This window comes from Lysobacter gummosus, assembly GCF_001442805.1.
GTDB lineage: Bacteria > Pseudomonadota > Gammaproteobacteria > Xanthomonadales > Xanthomonadaceae > Lysobacter > Lysobacter gummosus.
In genome coordinates, this window is record NZ_CP011131.1 from 325,158 (window position 1) to 344,627 (window position 19,470).

The 19,470-nt window shown below is 66.5% G+C and carries 15 protein-coding genes; 11 read left to right on the top strand and 4 right to left on the bottom strand.

Going from position 1 to position 19,470, the window contains the following annotated elements:
* The first annotated feature begins 54 nt into the window (after positions 1–54).
* The 9 genes from LG3211_RS01280 to LG3211_RS01315 all read left to right on the top strand — a co-directional run bounded on the left by LG3211_RS01280 (position 55) and on the right by LG3211_RS01315 (position 11,403).
* Positions 55–3,243 carry a glycoside hydrolase family 2 TIM barrel-domain containing protein gene (locus tag LG3211_RS01280; RefSeq protein WP_237049811.1) on the top strand — a complete coding sequence of 1,063 codons (3,189 nt, stop codon included), beginning with the start codon at positions 55–57 and terminating at the stop codon, positions 3,241–3,243.
* A complete protein-coding gene (locus LG3211_RS01285; RefSeq protein ID WP_057941257.1) occupies positions 3,240–4,025 on the top strand; it encodes an SDR family oxidoreductase in 786 nt (261 codons plus the stop codon). Before LG3211_RS01280 ends, LG3211_RS01285 begins: the two co-directional genes overlap by 4 nt.
* Before the next feature lie 11 nt (positions 4,026–4,036).
* Positions 4,037–4,654, top strand: a complete 618-nt coding sequence (locus LG3211_RS01290) for a 2-dehydro-3-deoxy-6-phosphogalactonate aldolase (protein WP_057945188.1) — start codon at positions 4,037–4,039, stop codon at positions 4,652–4,654.
* Complete coding sequence (dgoD, locus tag LG3211_RS01295; RefSeq protein ID WP_057941258.1) at positions 4,651–5,799, top strand: galactonate dehydratase; 1,149 nt, start codon at positions 4,651–4,653, stop codon at positions 5,797–5,799. Before LG3211_RS01290 ends, dgoD begins: the two co-directional genes overlap by 4 nt.
* Complete coding sequence (locus LG3211_RS01300) at positions 5,799–6,722, top strand: SMP-30/gluconolactonase/LRE family protein (protein ID WP_057941259.1); 924 nt, start codon at positions 5,799–5,801, stop codon at positions 6,720–6,722. Before dgoD ends, LG3211_RS01300 begins: the two co-directional genes overlap by 1 nt.
* On the top strand, positions 6,719–7,603 hold the full coding sequence (locus LG3211_RS01305) for a 2-dehydro-3-deoxygalactonokinase (RefSeq protein ID WP_057941260.1): 885 nt from the start codon (positions 6,719–6,721) through the stop codon (positions 7,601–7,603). Before LG3211_RS01300 ends, LG3211_RS01305 begins: the two co-directional genes overlap by 4 nt.
* A gap of 95 nt (positions 7,604–7,698) precedes the next feature.
* Positions 7,699–9,261, top strand: a complete 1,563-nt coding sequence (locus LG3211_RS01310; protein ID WP_057941261.1) for a sodium/sugar symporter — start codon at positions 7,699–7,701, stop codon at positions 9,259–9,261.
* A gap of 29 nt (positions 9,262–9,290) precedes the next feature.
* A complete protein-coding gene (locus tag LG3211_RS24620) occupies positions 9,291–10,490 on the top strand; it encodes a glycoside hydrolase family 27 protein (protein WP_083512224.1) in 1,200 nt (399 codons plus the stop codon).
* Between the two features lie 16 nt (positions 10,491–10,506).
* On the top strand, positions 10,507–11,403 hold the full coding sequence (locus LG3211_RS01315; RefSeq protein WP_222837558.1) for an aldose 1-epimerase: 897 nt from the start codon (positions 10,507–10,509) through the stop codon (positions 11,401–11,403).
* Between the two features lie 45 nt (positions 11,404–11,448).
* Here the strand turns inward: LG3211_RS01315 and LG3211_RS01320 are convergent, their stop codons facing one another.
* On the bottom strand, positions 11,449–13,665 hold the full coding sequence (locus LG3211_RS01320; protein WP_083512226.1) for an alpha-galactosidase: 2,217 nt from the start codon (positions 13,663–13,665) through the stop codon (positions 11,449–11,451).
* Between the two features lie 264 nt (positions 13,666–13,929).
* Between LG3211_RS01320 and LG3211_RS01325 the strand changes: the two genes are divergently transcribed.
* Positions 13,930–14,715 (top strand): FadR/GntR family transcriptional regulator, encoded by a 786-nt coding sequence (locus LG3211_RS01325; protein ID WP_083512227.1) that lies wholly within the window; start codon positions 13,930–13,932, stop codon positions 14,713–14,715.
* A gap of 173 nt (positions 14,716–14,888) precedes the next feature.
* On the opposite strand, the gene LG3211_RS01330 is transcribed toward LG3211_RS01325, so the two are convergent.
* Together LG3211_RS01330 and LG3211_RS01335 are read right to left on the bottom strand one after the other, a co-directional pair.
* Positions 14,889–16,388, bottom strand: coding sequence for a pectate lyase family protein (locus LG3211_RS01330; RefSeq protein WP_057941263.1), 1,500 nt, complete (start codon positions 16,386–16,388; stop codon positions 14,889–14,891).
* 180 nt (positions 16,389–16,568) lie between these two features.
* Positions 16,569–17,363 carry a pectate lyase gene (locus tag LG3211_RS01335; protein ID WP_057941264.1) on the bottom strand — a complete coding sequence of 265 codons (795 nt, stop codon included), beginning with the start codon at positions 17,361–17,363 and terminating at the stop codon, positions 16,569–16,571.
* A gap of 465 nt (positions 17,364–17,828) precedes the next feature.
* Between LG3211_RS01335 and LG3211_RS01340 the strand changes: the two genes are divergently transcribed.
* Entirely contained in the window at positions 17,829–18,884 is a 1,056-nt protein-coding gene (locus LG3211_RS01340; RefSeq protein WP_057941265.1) for a LacI family DNA-binding transcriptional regulator, read from the top strand.
* Between the two features lie 30 nt (positions 18,885–18,914).
* Here the strand turns inward: LG3211_RS01340 and LG3211_RS01345 are convergent, their stop codons facing one another.
* Positions 18,915–19,355, bottom strand: coding sequence for a cupin domain-containing protein (locus LG3211_RS01345; RefSeq protein ID WP_057941266.1), 441 nt, complete (start codon positions 19,353–19,355; stop codon positions 18,915–18,917).
* Positions 19,356–19,470 lie beyond the last annotated feature (115 nt).

Sequence of the window (19,470 nt, forward strand, 5' to 3'; positions counted from 1 at the left end):
CGCCACGCTCCGCGGCGGCCCGCGCGCAATGCGCCGGGCCGAACGATGGGCGGCTTGCGCGCCGCCCACACGCTGCTGCTGTTGGCGCTGTGCTGCGGCGCCGGCGCGGCGCTCGCCGTCGAGAATCGCGTGCCGGTCGCGGAGTGGGAACGCCCGGAGGTCAACGAGATCAACCGTCTGCCGATGCGCGCCACCGGCTTTCCGTTCGAATCCGTCGAGCTCGCCCGCGCCGGAAAGCTCGCCGATTCGCGCTATTTCCACAGCCTCAACGGCGACTGGCGCTTCGCCTTCTCGCCCAGCGTCGATCGGCGCCCGGTGGATTTCCATCGCGACGATTTCGACGTGTCGGCGTGGAAGACCATTCCCGTGCCGTCGATGTGGCAGGCGCAGGGCTACGGCCAACCGCTGTACAACAACATCGCCTATCCGTTTCCGGCCAATCAGCCGTACATTCCGCACGACATCAACTCGGTCGGATCGTATCGGCGCGACTTCACCGTCCCGAAAGACTGGGACGGGCGCGAAGTGCTGCTGCATATCGGCGCGGCCGGCGCCGCGTACTACGTGTGGGTGAACGGGCAGAAGGTCGGCTACAGCGAAGATTCCAAGCTGCCGGCCGAGTTCGACATCACCTCTTACCTGCGCGCCGGCGCCAACAACATCTCGATCGAAGTGTATCGCTGGGCCGACGGCAGCTATCTGGAAGATCAGGATTTCTGGCGCGTCAGCGGCATCGAGCGCGATGTCTATCTGATGGCGCCGCCGAAGACCTGGATCCGCGACTTCTTCGCTCGCGGCACGCTCGACAAGACGTACAAGAACGGCCAGCTCGATCTGGATCTGAACGTCAGCGGCGCGGCCCGCGCGGCGGCGATCAAGGCCAGCGTGCTCGACGGCGATCAAGTGGTGTTGACGCGGAACCTGAGCGTTCCGGCTTCGGCGAAAGAGCGCGCGCTCAGCCTGTCCGGCGCGATCGCCGGCGTCAAAAACTGGAGCGCCGAAACCCCGAACCTCTACACGCTGTTGCTGGAACTGCACGACGCCGACGGCCGCCTGTTGCAAGCCACCTCGACCCGGATCGGTTTCCGCACCGTGGAAGTGTCCGGCGGCCTGGTCCGCATCAACGGCAAGGCGATCAAGATCCGCGGCGTCAACCGCCATGAGCACGATCCGGTCAGTTTCCACGTCATCTCCGAAGCCTCGATGCGCCGCGACATCGAGCTGATGAAGCAGAACAACATCAACGCGGTGCGGACCTCGCATTACCCCAACGCCGAGCTGTGGTACGCGCTGGCCGACGAATACGGCCTGTACGTGATGGACGAGGCCAACATCGAGTCGCACCGCTACATGCAGATGGGCGACGACGGCATGCGGCCGCGCGACAAAGTCCAGTTGGGTTTCGATCCGAAGTGGGAAAGCTCGCATCTGCAGCGGGTGCAGCGCATGGTCGAGCGCGACAAGAACCATCCCTCGATCGTGTTCTGGTCGCTGGGCAACGAGGCCGGCACCGGACCCAACTTCGCCAAGGCCGCCGGCTGGGTTCACGCGCGCGACAAGACCCGCCTGGTGAGTTATCTCGGCCAGGGCACGCTGTACTCGCAGCATCGGCCCGAGCCTTACGTGGATTTCTACGCGCCGATGTACGACTCGATCGAACGCATCGTCGATTACGCGACCCATCCGGAGTATGCGGACAAGCCGCTGATCCAATGCGAATACGCCCACGCCATGGGCAACAGCCTGGGCGACCTCAAGGGGTACTGGGATGCGATCTACGCCCACGACCGCCTGCAGGGCGGTTTCATCTGGGACTGGGTCGATCAGAGCATGATCAAGCACACCGCCGACGGTCGCCCGTTCTGGGCCTACGGCGCCGACTACGGCCCCAATCCCTCCGGCGCGGATGCGATCGAATTCGGCGACGGTCTGCTGCAGGCCGACCGCACGCCCAATCCGCATCTGCACGAACTGGCGAAGGTCTACGGGCCGATCCAGTTCGAAGCGGTGGATGCGGCGGCGGGACGTTTCCGCGTGCGCAACCGGCATAACTTCATCGATCTGAGCGGTTTCGATTTCGACTGGCAGATCCGCGAGAACGGCCGCATCGTGCTGGAAGGCAAGGGCCCGTCGCTGTCGACCGCGGCCGATGCCAGCCAGGAGGTCGAGTACGCGCTGCCGGCACTGGCGAAGCGGCCGGGCGCCGAGTACCTGATCACCTTGCGCGCACGCGCTCGCGCCGGAACGGTGCCGCTGGTGCCGGCCGGACAAGTGGTGGCGTGGGAGCAGTTCGCCTTGTCGCCGCCGCCGGCGCTGCCCGCGCCTGCAACATCGGGTGCGGCGGTGGCGGTGAGCGACAGCGCGCAAGCGGCGACCTTGCGCGCCGCCGGTGCCGAACTCAGCGTCAGCCGCAGCAGCGGATTGGTCGAGCGTTACGCCTATCAAGGCCAGACCCTGCTGCAGGGCGGCGCGCCGAATTTCTGGCGCGCGCCCACCGATAACGACATCGGCACCGGTCTGTATGCCACCCATCAGATCTGGAAATCGCTCTCGGAGAGCCGGCGCGTGCGCAGCGTGCAGGTCGAACGCGGCGGCGACGGCGGCGCCCGCGTGCGGGTGGAGTTCGATATCGGCGGCGATACCACCCCGGACGTGCAATACACGGTCAGCTACGCGATGGCGCGCGACGGTTCGGTGGATGTCAGCGGTGAGTTCAAGCCGTTGTACGCCGGCCTGCCCGATCCGCTGCGCCTGGGCCTGATGTTCACCCTGCCCAGCCGCATCACCGATCTGAGCTGGTACGGCCGCGGCCCGCACGAGACCTACTCCGATCGCTACGGCAGCGGCGAGATCGGCGTGTACGCCGGCAAGATCGCCGAACAGAACCACGACTACATCCGCCCACAGGAAACCGGCAACAAGGTCGATGTGCGCTGGCTCAGCCTGACCGCCGCCGACGGCGCCGGCCTGAAGGTGACCGGGGCCCGGCCGCTGTCGGTGAACGCGCTGGCGTTTCCCTACGCCGACCTGGACCGCAAGCCGGTCGGGCAGGCCCACAGCAGCGACATCCGCCCGCGCGAGCACGTTTCGCTGATGATCGACGAGCGCCAGATCGGCCTGGGCGGCGACGATCAGTGGAGCAAGTTCGGCCAGCCGCATTCGCAGTACCGTATCCCGGTGGCGCCTTCGCGCTACCAATTCCGCATAGCGCCGGCCGTGGCCGGCACCGAGGCGAGTCGATGAGCGACAGCAATTCCCCCGCGGCGGCGCCCGGGCAACGTCTGGCCGGCAAATGCGTGCTGGTGTCGGGCTCCTCCAACGGCATCGGCGCGGCGATCGCGAAACTGTTCGTCGCCCACGGCGCGCGCGTGGCCGGTTACGACCGCGCGCCGCCACCGGACGGACAAACCTCGCCATGCGAATTCTTCGCCGCCGGCGATGTCGCCGACGCCGACGCGGTCGCCGCGTTCGTGCGCGATGCGGCGCAGCGGTTGGGAGGCATCGATGCGGTGATCAACAACGCCGGCGTCGATGTGTTCAGCGATCCACTGACCCTGGCGCAGGACGACTGGTGGCGCAATCTGGCGATCAACCTCGGCGGCGCGTGGAATTTCAGCCGCGCCGCGCTGCCGGTGATGCTGGCGCAAGGGCGCGGATCGGTGGTCAACATCGCTTCGGTGCACGGGCACAAGATCATTCCCGGCGCGTTTCCGTATCCGGTCGCCAAGCACGCGTTGATCGGGCTGACCAAGGCGCTGGGGCTGGAGTACGCGGCGCAAGGCCTGCGTTTCAATTCGATCTCGCCGGGCCTGATCCTCACCGACCGCATCGAACGCTGGCTGTCCTCGCAACCCGATCCCGACGCCGCGCGCCGCCGCCAGACCGAACTGCTGCCGCCGCGGCGGATCGGCGAGCCGGACGAAGTCGCCTACACCGCCTTGTTCCTCGCCAGCGACGAGGCGCGCTTCATCAACGCCACCGACATCGTCATCGATGGCGGCCGCACCCAGCTGTATCACGAATGATCGAGCCGTCTATGGATTGGAGAACCCAGCGCCCGTTGATCGCGATCCTGCGCGGCATCACGCCGGCGCAGATCGAGGCGCACGTCGAGGCCTTGATCGACGCCGGCATCAGCCTGATCGAGATTCCCACCAACTCGCCGCAATGGCTGCGCAGCGTCGAGCTCGCGGTCGCCGCGGCCGGAACGCGCGCGCTGATCGGCGCCGGCACGGTCCTCAATCGCGACGACGTGGACGCGCTGGCCGCGACCGGCGCGCGCCTGATGGTCACGCCCAACACCGATGTCGCGGTGATCCGCCACGCGGTCGATCGCGGCCTGATCTGCGCCGCCGGCTTTTCCACGCCCAGCGAAGCCTTCGCCGCGCTGGGCGCGGGCGCGCAGGCGCTCAAGTTGTTTCCGGCGGCCAGCTTCGGCCCCGGCTACGTGCGCGCGATCCGCGCGGTGCTGCCGCCGCAGGTGCCGGTGTTCGCGGTCGGCGGCGTCACCCCGGACAACCTGCCGGGCTACCTGCAATCGGGTTGCGCCGGCGCCGGCCTGGGCAGCGATCTGTACGCGCCCGGCCAGGCGCCTTCGGTCACCCGCGAACGCGGCGGTCTTTTCGTCGATGCCTACCAGAGCGCGCGCCCTTGAAAATCACCCGACTCACCACCTACCGCGTCGCCCCGCGCTGGATGTTCCTCAAGATCGAGACCGACGAGGGCATCGTCGGCTGGGGCGAGCCGGTCGTCGAAGGCCGCGCGCGCAGCGTCGAGGCGGCGGTCGCCGAAATCGGCGAACTGCTGATCGGCCAGGACCCGGCGCGCATCAACGATCACTGGCAGACCATGTACCGCGGCGGTTTCTATCGCGGCGGCGCGGTGTTCATGAGCGCCATCGCCGGCATCGACCAGGCCCTGTGGGACATCAAGGGCAAGGCCCTGGGCGTGCCGGTGTACCAGTTGCTGGGCGGGCTGGTGCGCGATCGCATGAAGACCTATTGCTGGGTCGGCGGCGATCGCCCCGCGGACATCATCGAGCAGATCCGCAGCCGCGTCGCATTGGGCTTCGACACGTTCAAGATGAATGCCTGCGAAGAACTGAGCCTGCTCGACAGCAGCCGCGCCATCGATGCCGCGGTGGCCAAGGTCGCCGAGATCCGTTCGGTGTTCGGCAACAGCATCGAGTTCGGCCTGGACTTCCATGGCCGCGTCGGCTGGCCGATGGCGAAGACGCTGATCCGCGAACTGGAGCCGTACCGGCCGTTGTTCATCGAAGAACCGGTGCTGGCCGAACAGGCCGAATACTATCCGCGCCTGGCCGCGCACACCGCCATTCCGCTGGCCGCGGGCGAGCGCATGTACTCGCGCTTCGAATTCAAGAACGTGCTGCATGCCGGCGGCCTGGCGATCGTGCAGCCGGATCTGTCGCACGCCGGCGGCATCAGCGAATGCATGAAGATCGCGGCGATGGCCGAGGCCTACGACGTCGCCCTGGCGCCGCATTGCCCGCTGGGACCGATCGCGCTGGCCTCGTGCCTGCACGTGGACTTCGTCAGCTGGAACGCGATGCTGCAGGAACAGAGCATCGGCATCCACTACAACGCCGACGGCGAATTGCTCGATTACGTGATCAACAAGGACGCCTTCGATCTGGAGAACGGCTGCGTGCGTCCGTTCACCCTGCCCGGGCTGGGCGTGGAGATCGACGAAGCGCACGTGATCGAACGCAGCAAGCGGGCAGGCGACTGGCGCAATCCGCTGTGGCGGCATCGCGACGGCAGCGTGGCGGAGTGGTGATGACCGCGGCCGTGGCGATCGATGCCGCCCGGGCGAGACTGGCCGTGGACAGCCGCTGCCGCCTGGGCGAAGGCGTGCTGTGGTGCGAACGCCGGCAGGCGCTGTGGTGGACCGACATTCAATCGGCGCGGCTGTGGCGGCATACGCCCGGCGACCGCCGCAGCCGCTATTGGCGACTGCCCGATCGGCTCGGATCGTTCGCGCTGTGCGAATCGGGGCGGTTGTTGCTCGGTCTGGCCAAGGGCGTGTACAGCGCCGATCCGGGCGCGGCGGAAGATCTGGATGCATTGGCGCCGACGCTGTTGGCGCCAGTCGAAGCCGATCAACCGACGCTGCGCATCAACGACGGGCGCTGCGACCGCTCCGGCAATTTCGTCTTCGGCACCCTCAACGAAGATCTGCGGCGCGCGCCGATGGGACGTTTCTACCAATACTCGCGCCGCCACGGCCTGCGGCCCCTGGCGCTGGCGGGCGTGGCGATCGCCAACAGCCTGTGTTTCGATCTCGACGGCCGCGGCCTGTACTACTGCGACTCGCGGCAAGGCCGGATCATGCATGTCGCCTACGACGCCGACAGCGCTCAGGTCGGCGCGCCGGAGGTATTCGCCGAGGTGCAGGCGCCGGCCTCGCCCGATGGCGCGGCCGTGGACAGCGAAGGCCGGGTGTGGAGCGCGCAGTGGGGCGTCGGCCGCGTGGTCGGCTACGGGCACGACGGCCGCGTCGAGCGCGTGGTCGAGGTGCCGACCTCCAACGTCAGCTGCCTGAGCTTCGCCGGCGCCGCGCTGGACGAGATCTACATCACCACCGCGCGCGAGGAACTCGACGATGCTCAGCGGCGGGCGCAGCCCGATGCCGGCGGCGTGTTTCGCGCCAGTGTCGCCGGCGTGCGCGGATTGGCCGAAGCGAGGTTCGACGACCGATGATCGCGATCGATTGGGGCAGCAGCAGCCTGCGTGCGTTCCGTCTGGACGGGCAGGGACAGATCATCGACTCGCGCCGCTCCGACCAGGGCGCGCTCGCCTGCGCCGGGCGTTTCGAAGAGGTCTTGCGCGACACGCTGCAAAGCTGGGACGAACGCGTGGTGGCGATGGCCGGCATGGTCGGCAGCCGCCAGGGCTGGCAGGAAGTGAATTACCTCGATTGCCCGGCCGGGCTGGATGAGATCGCCGCGCGGATGATCCGCGTGCACGCGCCGGGCCTGGGCGATCGCGAGGTCTGGATCGTGCCGGGCCTGAGCGTGCGCCACGATCACGGCGTGCACGATGTCATGCGCGGCGAGGAAACCCAGATCTGCGGCCTAATCGACCGGCTCGGTCCGGGCACGCACCGCGCCTGCCTGGCCGGAACCCATTGCAAGCACGTGCTGATCGAGAACGGCCGCATCCAGGAGTTCGCCACCGCCATGACCGGCGAGATGTTCCAGGTGCTGAGCGAGCACAGCATTCTCGGCCGGCTGATGCAGCCGGGCCCGCACGACGCCGCGGCCTTCCTGAAAGGCGTGGATCACGCCGCGCTGGACGGCGATCTGCTGGAGCACGTGTTCGCGGTGCGCACGCACGGCTTGTTCAACGTATTGCCGGCGACCGCGCTGCGCTCGTTCCTGTCCGGCCTGCTGATCGGCCACGAACTGCGGCGCCTGCCGGCGCGGCCGGAACCGGTGCACCTGATCGCCGCGCCCTCACTGGCCGAACCCTACACCGCCGCGCTGACGCGGCGCGGCCATCGCGTGCAGGCGCATGGCGAAGACGTGTCCGCGCGCGGCCTGTACGCGCTGGCGCGAAGGCGTGGATTGCCGGCGGCTTGATCCACCGCGCCGCATTCCAGGGCGCATCCGATGTTTCCGTGGTCTCGATGGTGGACGCCGACATGCATCGCCGGCGCTGAAGAAGAGAGAGGCGAATGATGTTGTCTGTATTGGATATCGTGATCGTACTGGCGTACCTGGTCGGCATATTCGCCCTGGCGCAATGGGTCTCGCGCGAGAAGAGCGGACACAAGAAGACCGCGCAGGATTATTTCCTGGCCGGCAAGGCGCTGCCGTGGTGGGCGATCGGCGCCTCGCTGATCGCGGCGAACATTTCCGCCGAGCAGATCATCGGCATGTCCGGTTCGGGCTACGCGCTGGGATTGGCGATCGCCTCCTACGAATGGATGGCGGCGCTGACCTTGTTGATCGTCGGCAAGTTCTTCCTGCCGGTGTTCCTGCGTAACGACATCTACACGATGCCGCAGTTCCTGGAGAACCGTTACGGCGGCAAGATCCGCCTGGTCATGGCGGTGTTCTGGCTGATCCTGTACGTGTTCGTCAACCTGACCTCGATCCTGTGGCTGGGTTCGATCGCGGTGAGCCAGGTGACCGGCATCGAGCAGTCCCACGCCTTGCTGGTGCTGGGCGCGTTCGCGCTGGCGTATCAGTTCTATGGCGGACTCAAGGCGGTGGCCTTGACCGACATCGTGCAGGTTTCATTGCTGGTGCTGGGCGGGTTGATGATCACCGCGCTCACCTTGAACCGCATCGGCGACGGCGATGGCGTGATCGCCGGCTTCCAGCACCTGTTGCAGACGCAGCCGGAGCGTTTCCACATGATCCTGAGCAAGGACAATCCTTACTACAAGGATCTGCCCGGCCTGGGCGTGCTGCTCGGCGGCCTGTGGATCATGAATTTCAGTTACTGGGGTTTCAACCAGTACATCATCCAGCGCGGCCTGGCGGCCAAGGACATCGGCGAGGCGCAGAAGGGCGTGCTGTTCGCGGCGTTCCTGAAACTGCTGGTGCCGGTGATCGTGGTGATTCCGGGCATCGCCGCGGTGGTGCTGGCGCCGGGATTGAGCAAGCCCGATCAGGCCTATCCGACCATGATGGGGCTGTTGCCGGCCGGCGTGCTGGGCCTGGTGTTCGCCGCCTTGATCGCCGCGATCATGGCGTCGCTGGCGTCGAAGATCAATTCGGTCGCGACCATCTTCACCCTGGATTTCTACACCAAGCTGCGTCCCGGCCAGGCCGAAGCGAAGCTGGTGCGGGTGGGACGCATCGCCTCGCTGGTCGCGGTCGCGCTGGGCATGCTGGCGGCCAAGCCCTTGCTGGGCAGCTTCGATCAGGCCTTCCAGTACATCCAGGATTTCACCGGTTACTTCACTCCGGGCATCACGGTGATCTTCCTGCTCGGCCTGTTCTGGAAACGGGCCAACGAAGCCGGCGCGCTGGCGGCGGCGATCGGTTCGGTGGTGCTGTCGATCGCGGTGCGGGTGATGTGGCCGGAGTATCCGTTCATGAACCGCGTCGGTGTGGTGTTCCTGCTGGCCCTGGTGCTGGCGGTGGCGGTGTCGCTGATGAGCAAGACCCGCAGCGGCAGCGACCTGATCCGAACCGACGACGTGAGTTATCGCACGCCGCTCAGTTTCAACCTCGGCGCGATCCTGGTGATCGCGATAGTGGCCGTGCTCTACGCCGTGTTCTGGTGATGGCGGCTGATTTTCCACGGAGAACTCTCATGAGCTTCACCTCGTCCGGAAAGACCGCGGCGTTCGCCTTCGCCTCGTGCGCCGCCATCGCGTCCCTGCATTCGCCCGTGTTCGCCGCCGAAGTGGCCGCCACGCCGCAGATGGGCTTCAACAACTGGAACTCCACCCATTGCCGCGCCGAGTTCGACGAGAAGATGATCCGCGGCGTCGTGGATAAATTCATCGAGCCGGGACTGAAGGACGCCGGCTACCAGTACGTCAATATCGACGACTGCTGGGCCTACTGGAGGCGCGACAAGGACGGCAACCTGAAAGCCAATCCGAAGCGCTTCCCCGGCGGGATCAAGGCCATCGCCGACTACGTGCACAGCAAGGGCCTGAAATTCGGCATCTACACCAGCGCCGGCTCCTTCACCTGCGAGCCGAAGAAGGAGAACCGCGGCTTCCCCGGCGGCCTGGGCCATGAGAAACAGGACGCGGCCTTGTTCGCCTCCTACGGCATCGACTACCTCAAGTACGACAACTGCAACAACGAAAAGAAACCCGCGCAGCCGCGCTACACCGCGATGGGCGATGCGCTGCGCGCGACCGGCCGGCCGATCTTCTACAGCGTGTGCGAATGGGGCGAGAACCAGCCCTGGCTGTGGGCCGGCAAGCGCGAGGTCGGCGGCAACTCCTGGCGCACCACCGGCGACATCACCGACACCTACGCCTCGATGGTGGAGATCTTCAAGAAGAACGTGGTGCTGGACCAGTACGCCGGACCCGGCCACTGGAACGATCCGGACATGCTCGAAGTCGGCAACGGCGGCATGACCGATACCGAATACCGCAGCCATTTCAGCCTGTGGGCGATCATGGCCGCGCCGCTGCTGATCGGCACCGACCTGCGCACGATCAAGCCCGAACCGTTGAAGATCCTGCTCAACAAGGACGTGATCGCGATCGACCAGGACCCGCTGGGCGTGCAGGGCAAGCGCATCCGCGACGCCGGCGGCGTCCATGTCATCGTCAAGCCGCTGCAGGGCGGCGATCGCGCGCTGGCGATCTTCAACGAAACCGACGCGGCCAAGGAGGCGACGGTCAGCGCCGCCGAACTCGGCCTGGACAAGGCCGGCAAGTACGCCGTGCGCGATCTGTGGCAGCACGATCAACGCGAAGGCGACGGCTCGGTGCGGGTCACGCTCGCGCCGCATGCGACCGCGCTGTATCGGATCAGCGCACGCTGAGCCGCGGGCGGCACGGATGATACTGGCCAGTGCCTCGTTGCGAGCGCGGATCGCGCCCGTCTGGGGCGGCGGCGTGTTGCGGCTGGACGCGCTCACGCCGCAGGGCGCGGTGCCGCTGTTGCGCGCGTGCGAGTTCGAACCGGGACCGGCGCCGTCGGCGCCCGGTCCCGATCCCAATACGCTCGCCTGCTATCCGCTGGTGCCGTGGTCGAACCGGATTTCCGCGGACGGTTTCGAGTTCGACGGCCGCCGCATCGAGTTGCCGCGCAATCGCGACGACGAGCCGTGGCCGATCCACGGCAGCGGCTGGCAACGGCCGTGGCGCGTCGCGCACGCCGACGCCGGCGAAGCGATCCTGGTGCTCGACGAAGACGACGCCTCGCAGGCCTATCGCTACCGCGCCGAACAGCATTACCGCCTGCGCGAGGACCGTTTCGAAGCGCGCCTGAGCGTCGTCAACACCGGCCCGGCGGCGATGCCGTTCGGCCTGGGCCTGCATCCGTTCTTCGTGCGCGATGCCGATACCCGTCTGCGCGCGCCGGCCCGGCAGGTCTGGCTCAACGACGGCCACACGCCGCTGCCGACGCAGTTGGCGGCTATCCCCGAGCCTTGGCGCTTCGTCGAGGAACGCGCGTTGCCGCGCGATTGCATCGATCACGCATTCGTCGGTTGGCCGGGCGAGGCCAGCGTTCACTGGCCGCGGCGGCGCCTGCGCCTGGACCTCGCCGCCGACGCGGGCAACTTCGTGCTGTTCACGCCGCAGGACGCGAACTTCTTCTGTTTCGAACCGGTCGATCACGCGATCGACGCGGTTCACCTGCCCGGTGGCGCAGCCGCTCACGGCATGACCGTGCTCGCGCCGGGCGAGGGCATGCAGCGACGCTATCGATTCACAGTGCACGCCGACGGCTGAGCCGCCGCGCGCTTCACGCGCCGACGGCTTCGCGCGCGGCGCCCATCACTTCGCCTCGAACACGAACCCCGCCGCCTGGAAATCCCCGCGCATGGCGACGGCCAGACCGTTGTTCATCCAATAAGCGCCGCTGGCCTCGGCCGGCACCGAGTCCGGCGCGGCGCCGCCGCCCAGACGCGAGATGCGATAGCGCTTGGCCGGATCGAGCCCGCGCAGGCGGATCGCCGGATCGGGCAAGGCTTTGGTGCCGCTGTGCAGGAACGCGAACAACACCGCCTGGCGCCGGTCGGCCGACACCGACAGCGTGGCCGAACGGCGGCCGCCGTCCCAGGGCGAGATCAGCCGGTACAGATCGCCTTGCTGGACCGTGCGGCGCACCTGCTTGTAGGCCTCGACCATGCGCTTGGCGGTGGCGAAGTCGGCGTCCTTCCAATGATTGAGGTTGGCGCCGATGCCCAGCCCGCCCTGCATCGACGACAGGAAGCGGTAGTCGAGCGAGGTCTCGCGCTTGTTGACCCAATTGGGCGAATCGGTGACCCAGGCCATCATCACCGCCGGCGCGTAGGCGTGGCTGAAGCCGTCCTGCATGCTCAGGCGATCGTAAGGATCGGTGTTGTCCGACGGCCACACCTGATCGGTGAAAGCCATGATGCCCAGATCGACTCGGCCGCCGCCGCCGGAACACGATTCGATCTCGAGCTTGGGATGCTTGCGGCGCAACTCGGCGAGAATCCAGTACAGATTGCGCACGTACTCGACATAGAGCTTGGGCTGATCCTCCGGCGCCAGCTGCGCCCAGCCCGGCTCGGACCAGTTGCGGTTGTAATCCCATTTGAGGAACTGGATGTCGTTGCGGGTGACCAGTTCGTCGAGCATCTGGAACAAGTGATCGCGCACGTCGCGGCGGGCGAGGTTGAGCACCAGCTGATTGCGCGCCTGGGTCAGCGGACGGCCGGGAAACTGGATCGCCCAATCCGGATGAGCGCGATACAGATCGCTGTCGGGGTTGACCATTTCCGGCTCGACCCACAGGCCGAATTCCATGCCCAGGCCGTGCACCTTGTCGATCAGCGGCTTGAGGCCGTTGGGAAACTTGGCCGGGTTGACGGTCCAGTCGCCGAGTCCGGCCTTGTCGCTGTTGCGCGCGCCGAACCAGCCGTCGTCCATGACGAAGCGCTCCACGCCGATGCGCGCGGCTTTCTCCGCCAGGGCCATCTGCCCGGCTTCATCGACCGCGAATTCGGTCGCTTCCCAACTGTTGTAGAGCACCGGCCGCAGGCGCGGCTTGCCCTGGCCGGGCAGGATCCGTTCGCGCTGGAAACGATGGAACAGGCGCGATGCGCCGCCCATGCCGGCGTCGGAATAGCCGGCGTAGAACACCGGCGTGTCGAGGCGTTCGCCGGGCGCGAGCCGATAGGCGAAATCGTACGGGTTGTAGCCGCCGACCACGCGCACCGCGCCCAGCTGATCCTTGTCGATGCTGATCCGCCACGAGCCCGACCAAGCCAGCGCGCCGAACCACACCGGCCCGCTTTCTTCCGTCGACACGCTGGTGCGGTCGATGGCGAACCACGGCGCGTTCTGCTGGCCGGTGGAGCCGCGCCGGCTTTCCAGCACGCTCGCGCCTTCGCTGACCGGGCGCTGTTGCAAGGTCCACTCGCCGGCCCAGCGGCCGCTGAGGTGGCGCAGCCGATAATCGTCCTCGGGCGCCAGGGTGTAGGACGCGGAGGCGGCCTGGTCGATGCGCAGCGGCGTCGTGCCCAGGTTCTCGATCAGGGCCGAACGGCCGACCACACCGGTGCCGGGGTCGATGCTGTAGCGCAGCGTCACCTGCAGCGGCGCGCTGATGTCCTTCATGACGACGGCGACGCCGTCGCCTTCGATCTTGTGCGAGACGTAGCGCAGGACGGTGTCGCGGTTGCCGTCGGCGTAGGCCACCTTCAGAGCGACTTCGCTGAAGATGCCGCCGCCCTGGGCCGGGAATTCCTGCGGCGTCACCGACGCGGACAGGTCGAAGCTGGCATGGCCGGGCAGCGCCTTGATCGGCCCGAGGCGGTCGCCGTCGCCGAGCTGGCCGCCGAAATAAACCGCCTGCAATTGCTCGGCGTCGTTGATGGCGAAGGCGTAGGTGACGCGGCCGCCGTCCAGGCGGAACACCCGCGTCTGCGCGTCGTAGCGCACCGAGGCCAGGGCCGGGTCGGCGATCGACCAAAGCGCGATCAAAGCCGCGCCGGCGGCGGCGCGAAGCAGGAACGAACGCATGCAGACCTCTCCCTCAAGCTCTTATCGTATTTATCATACAAATATAATAGTGTCGATCCGCAGCCGCGCGGCGGGCCGATCCGCGCCGTCGCCGCGATGCCACCGTGATCACACCGGCCGTGTGAATCTGTTGGCCGGCGCGCGGGTCGCGCCGGCCGCCGTTTAGGCCCGTGCTATGGTGGCGATGAACGCGTCCGATGGTTCTTGCCGGAACCGCTGCGTGCCGTAAGAATCGTACTTACCCAACATCGAGCAGCTTGGAAGATGCATCCTATCGAGTCCGCCGGACGATCTCAGTTGAGCGGCCGCATGACGCTGACGGAACAGCTGCTCGATGCCTTGGGCCGCGAGATCGTGTTGGGACGTTTCGCCGAAACCGGCTTTCCCACCGAAGCGGAAATTTCCGAAGCCTATTCGACCAGCCGCAGCGTCACTCGCGAAGCGATCAAGATGCTCACCTCCAAGGGCATGCTGTCGGCGCGGCCGCGCAGCGGCATCGTGGTGCAACCCGAGCGCAGCTGGAGCCTGCTCGACGCCGACGTGTTGCGCTGGATGCTGGAGCGCAAGTTCTCCTACAAGCTGTTGCGCTCGTTCACCGAGATGCGCCTGGGCATCGAGCCCACCGCCGCGGCGCTGGCCGCGCGCAACGCCGACGCGCAGGCCATCGAAGGCATCGAGCGCGGCCTCAAGCGCATGATCGCCGCCGAGCGCGGCGAGGACGACCACCTGATCTCCGACGTCGCCTTCCACGTCGCCATCCTCGACGCCACCGGCAACCCGTTCTACGTGCAACTGCACGAACTGGTGAACACCGCGCTGCGGATTTCGATCCAACTGACCAATCGCATCAAGGGCCACACCGCCAGCATCCCGGCGCACCGGCGCGTGTTCGACGCGATCAAGGCCGGCGACGCGGCGGCCGCGCACGCGGCGATGTCGAGCATCATCGCCGACGTGCTGGTGCTGATTGAGGACGCGCAATCGCGCGAGACCGATCAGGGCAAGGCGCGCAAGCGCGTGGAAAAAACGCCGGCGCGTTCGAAGAAGTAAGTGCCGCGTTGCGGCGCCATGCGGATCGTGGGCCCGGCGATCAGGCTTGCGTGCAGGTACTGCTTTCACGCGGCGGCGGACGTAACGGCGCAGGCACCCGCGATGCAGGAAACCGTACGGCAAGCGCAAACCAGCCCCGTCTACAGCGCTGAGCCGCAAGTATTCCAGAGAACCTAGTTGACGACCCGCATCCATTGCTGCGCGGTCATGCTCACCTTTCCGGCGCCCATCCAGGCGCGCAGGTTGCCGAGCTCATCGATCCCATGCAGCGTCATCGGGTACGAGGGAACGCCGTTGCGCCAGACGAACGGGACCTGCGCCGCCTGGGCCGGGCCGAGCGTGCTGCCCGCCGCACCGCTGTTTCCTTCCCAACTGGCCCACACGATGCCGCGATCGACGAACGTCGCCTGCTGCGACGACGCCGGCATGTAGTTGATGTCGCTCGCGAACAGCACATGGCGGACGCCGAGGGCGCGGATCGCGCCGGTGTAGCGCGAATCGTCGGGATCGGTCTGATTGTTCCGCAGCGGCGTGAATACGCCCCAGAACAAGCTGCGCTCGACCTGGACCGCGCCGCCTTCGGTGGACACCGAGCCGTTCAACACCACATCGAACTTGTACGTCGGCGAGCTGCCCTCGACCTTGGACCGCAACGCCGGGTTCGCCTGGACGACGGCATCGCGGACGGCTTTCATGATCCGCGCATTGGAGCTGTCGACGTACAGGTTATAGGCGTGCACGTCGCCGCCGCGCAGGCGGGGCATGCGGTCCTGCAGATCGCGATAATGGTTGTGATGCAGGGTCACGGTGTAGGACGAAATACCTTCGAGATCGTTCGAGCCGATCAGGTGTCCTTTCTTCTGCGGCAGCGATATATCGATGATCTGCTGTCTGGTGAAGAAGCCGCGCAGGAAGTCGTACATCGCATTGGCCGCGCGATTGGCCTCGAGGTAGTCGAACTGCCGCGCCACGAAGCTGCCGGGCCCGCTGGCCGGAGGCAGGGTTTCGATCCACGACACGGTGATGTTGTTTGCGCCCTTCTTGATGTCGAGGACACCGTCATAGGCCTTGCTGAAGCTGCAGTGATCGATCCAGACGCCGGAGGTCACGCCGCCGCCATCGCCGAGAGTGACGAAATCCCAGTCGTTGCTGTCGTAGTCCCCGCGCGTTCCCTCATCCCATTCCCACAGCTCGTCGAAACGCAGGTTGCGCAGGACCAGGTTGGTTCCGCTCTTTATGTTGAGTTCGACATGGCGCAGCACGGCGCCGTTCCTGGAATAGATCGTCAGCCCGTTGAAGTTCGTCACATCGAGCAGGGACACGCCGCTGGCGATCAACGCCGGATGCTTCTTGGGCGTCTTGTTCTGGCGCAGCAGGCCGTCGGCGCGGGCCGCGTCATCGACCTCGTTCCAGCCCATGTCGAGATCGTTCGCGATCTCGATGACCTTGACCGGAGTGGAACTCGAAGTGCGCGCGGCGCGCAGCGCGGCGATGAAGCCCGCCGGCGTGGTCACGCGCCGGTATTTGGGATCGGATTCGGCGAGGTACCCGCCTCCGGTGACGCTGGCCGCCGCATAGCCTTCGATGTTGTACATCGAAATCCCCGACGCGGCGGCCGGCATGAGGCTCACGATGCCGAGGATCAATACCGCGATCAGGCCGCGGCGTTCCATGAACCGCTGGCGAAATCCTGCGCTGGGTGCTGGAACGACTGCGCGCGCGATGTGCGTTGCACGACGACTGGCGAGGGTCTGCATATGGACTCCAGTGACCGCGCGCGATACGCGCGGTCGTAGGGCTGATCTTCGGGGACGATGCGATGACTCGGCGCGATCGGGGTACGCCGCGTGGCCTTACCTGATCGTGCAGGCGCCCGGAACCGGCGAGATCTCGTCGGGTTCGCCGCTGGTCAGCCCGAGATACTCGACGCATTTGCGCCCGGAGGTCGAAACGCTGGTGAGCACGGCCTTGTCGCCGGCCACGCCGTTGGCGTAGCGCGAGTTGATCCCGGCGATCGCGCCGGTGTCGGCGGCGACGACCTGGGTGACCTGAACGGTTCGGCTGTACTGCGTCGAGCAATTGCCGCACGAGCGGTACAGCTTGCCGGCTTTCTCGACCTCGAAGTATTCGATCTTCATCGTGCCCGGCCCGTTGTGCTGGAAGACCTTGTCCTTCGCCAGCCGCGCGCCGCCGCTCTGGATGAGGAATACGTCGGAGGCCTTGTTGTTCTTGAAGGTCGCGGCGTCTTCGCCGACATCGTCCCAGTACACTTCCGAGAGCGTGCAGGTGCCGTAACAGTGAATGCCGTCGCCGCCGCGGCCGCGATAATTCCGGTCGGTTCCGGATTTCGAACCGTCGCCGATCACCACGTTCCTGAGCACCGCGTTGTTCCGCAGGATGAAGGTCGGTTTCTGCTTTTCGGTCTGATCGCCGGGGTCGCCGAGATAGCGCACCGCGGTACCGGCGGGGCAGTTGTTGCGCTGGGCCGCGTCGAAGGTTTCGCCATCCACGGTGATGGTCTTGATGCTGCTGCCGCTGCCTATGTCGATGGTCTTGCATACGTTAGGTAGATCCAGCGCGAAGCAGGAAGGAGAAACCAACAGCAGCGCCAGATAGATGCAGTGCCGGAAGCCTTGTGCCGTGTTCATGCTCGAACTCCTTCAGCAAGTTGATAGGGATGCCATCGGTGCTGCATCGACGTCGTCGCGTTGCTGCAGCGGGCGTCAGTTATAGGGAGCTCATGCGGCGCAGCATGATGATGCGAGTCACAACGCCTGCATCGGATCGCGGTCCTCGCGATGTCTTCGGACAAGCGCGTTGTCCGGGGACAGGCCCTCCACGCCGCGATCGCGTTCGCTGTTTTCCCGGTGCAGGTCGCAGCGGAAAGGACGAATCGGACCGGGACGAATTCGGTTCCCGGTTCTGCGCCTGGCCGCAAGTGGCGCCAACGTCTTTCCCGCATCGCAGCATGCGCCCGGCCCGCGCCTCTGCTAGCGTATGACTACCGGTGTCATTTTCTGTCGGTCAGGACGATGCAAAACGACATGCCCAGGATGAAACGCGCACGCGGGCTTCATGGCGAAACGCCGAGCGGATCGGCGCGCGCGGATCGCATGACGATCCCCGGAACCTCGACGGTGGACGACATCGCGCGCATGGCCAATGTCTCGACAAAGACCGTCTCGCGGGTGATCAATAAATCGCCGCTGGTCAATACGGACACCCGCGACCGCATCCTCGCGCTCATGGCCGCACTGCGCGACCCGCGCGGCAGTCGGGCGCCCGCGGCGGCGGCTTCGCGGCGCAAGCTGATCGGCTTGGTCTACGACAATCCCACCGCGCATTACGTCATCGAGATCCAGCGCAGCGTGCTCGATGCCTTGAAGGGCAGCGGTTTCGAACTGGTGGTGCATCCCTGCGACAGCAACCGATCCGACTATGTCGACGGCGTGCGCCGGTTCACCCTGCAGCACAAATTGCATGGGCTCGTCCTGATCCCGCGCGTGTCGGAGGACGAACTGCTGGCGACGGCGTTGCGCGAGACGGGATGCCGCTATGTCCGCGTGGCCTCGATTCCCTTGGACGACCCGATGCGTACCGTGCTCACGCGCGATCGCCAGGCCGGCATGGAAGCGGCCCATCACCTGATGTCGCTGGGGCATCGGCGACTGGGCGTGATCACCGGACCGCGCCGCTATCGTTCCTCGATCGAGCGCGCGGAAGGCTTCGCCCAGCATCTGGCCGTGAACGACGTCGGGCTGTCGTCGAAATGCGTATACCTGGGCGGCTATACGTTCGAATCCGGCGTGGCCGGCGCGGAGTACCTGTTGGCGCAGACGCCGCGGCCGACCGCGATCTTCGCCTGCAACGACGAGATGGCGGCGGGCATCTACAAAGTGGCGATGCGCCTGGGGTTGTCGATCCCGGAAGACCTGTCGGTGGTCGGTTACGACGACAGCCCGCTGGCCTGCCAGCTTTCGCCCGGTCTGACCACGATCCATCTGCCGGTTTCCGACGTTGGACGTTTGGCGGTGCAGTCGCTGCTGGGGCGCCCGACAGCCGAAAGAGCCGCGAGCGCGATGCCCGGATTGCAGGCGGCGGTGACGCCTCGGCTCACCATCCGCGATTCCACCGGAGTCCCGGCAGGCGGGGCTTCGGAGGTGTACTGATTCCGCCGATGGCGTCGTTGCATGGGACCGTCAGCGCTTGCGCCTGTAGACGACGATGATGGTCAGGTCCTGCGAACCGGTCTGGCGCAGGCCGTGGCGGCTGCCGTTTCTGGTCAGAATCGCATCGCCGCTCACCACCTTGCTTCGCTTTCCGTCCAGAGTCAGCTCACCCTGGCCCGACACGATGTAGTAGATCTCGTCCTTGTCGTTCGTATGTTCGCCTATCGACGCGCCGGGATGCAGCGCGCGCTGGCGGAACACGATGTCGAAGCCGGCCGCGCGTTCGAAAAACGGATACGCGGTGGTCGTGCCGTCGCCTTCGTGCGGCCCGGGCTGTTGCACCGCGATGTCGGCGGCTCGCTCGATGTAGGAATCCAAGCGCGGCGGCAGGTCGCGTTCGGCGGCCGGGGCGGCGGACGCCGTCAGCGCCGATGCGATGAAGAAAGCTTGCCTGAAGATAGTGAATTTCATAGCGAACGCTCCGATCGCGGATCAGCGAGCCAGCCATCCCCAAACCACCGGCAACACCGCGTCGCTGCCGCAATCCGATGCGCGGCTGGCGAGCAACACCGCTGCGCCGCCCACA

What these genes read in the sequence shown, in the direction of transcription:
- LG3211_RS01285 (WP_057941257.1), top strand. Translation starts at nt 3,240, where the DNA reads ATGAGCGACAGCAATTCCCCCGCGGCGGCGCCCGGGCAACGTCTGGCC.
- LG3211_RS01290 (WP_057945188.1), top strand. Translation starts at nt 4,037, where the DNA reads ATGGATTGGAGAACCCAGCGCCCGTTGATCGCGATCCTGCGCGGCATC.
- LG3211_RS01300 (WP_057941259.1), top strand. Translation starts at nt 5,799, where the DNA reads ATGACCGCGGCCGTGGCGATCGATGCCGCCCGGGCGAGACTGGCCGTG.
- LG3211_RS01305 (WP_057941260.1), top strand. Translation starts at nt 6,719, where the DNA reads ATGATCGCGATCGATTGGGGCAGCAGCAGCCTGCGTGCGTTCCGTCTG.
- LG3211_RS01310 (WP_057941261.1), top strand. Translation starts at nt 7,699, where the DNA reads ATGATGTTGTCTGTATTGGATATCGTGATCGTACTGGCGTACCTGGTC.
- LG3211_RS24620 (WP_083512224.1), top strand. Translation starts at nt 9,291, where the DNA reads ATGAGCTTCACCTCGTCCGGAAAGACCGCGGCGTTCGCCTTCGCCTCG.
- LG3211_RS01315 (WP_222837558.1), top strand. Translation starts at nt 10,507, where the DNA reads ATGATACTGGCCAGTGCCTCGTTGCGAGCGCGGATCGCGCCCGTCTGG.
- LG3211_RS01320 (WP_083512226.1), bottom strand. Translation starts at nt 13,665, where the DNA reads ATGCGTTCGTTCCTGCTTCGCGCCGCCGCCGGCGCGGCTTTGATCGCG.
- LG3211_RS01325 (WP_083512227.1), top strand. Translation starts at nt 13,930, where the DNA reads ATGCATCCTATCGAGTCCGCCGGACGATCTCAGTTGAGCGGCCGCATG.
- LG3211_RS01330 (WP_057941263.1), bottom strand. Translation starts at nt 16,388, where the DNA reads ATGGAACGCCGCGGCCTGATCGCGGTATTGATCCTCGGCATCGTGAGC.
- LG3211_RS01335 (WP_057941264.1), bottom strand. Translation starts at nt 17,363, where the DNA reads ATGAACACGGCACAAGGCTTCCGGCACTGCATCTATCTGGCGCTGCTG.
- LG3211_RS01340 (WP_057941265.1), top strand. Translation starts at nt 17,829, where the DNA reads ATGACGATCCCCGGAACCTCGACGGTGGACGACATCGCGCGCATGGCC.
- LG3211_RS01345 (WP_057941266.1), bottom strand. Translation starts at nt 19,355, where the DNA reads ATGAAATTCACTATCTTCAGGCAAGCTTTCTTCATCGCATCGGCGCTG.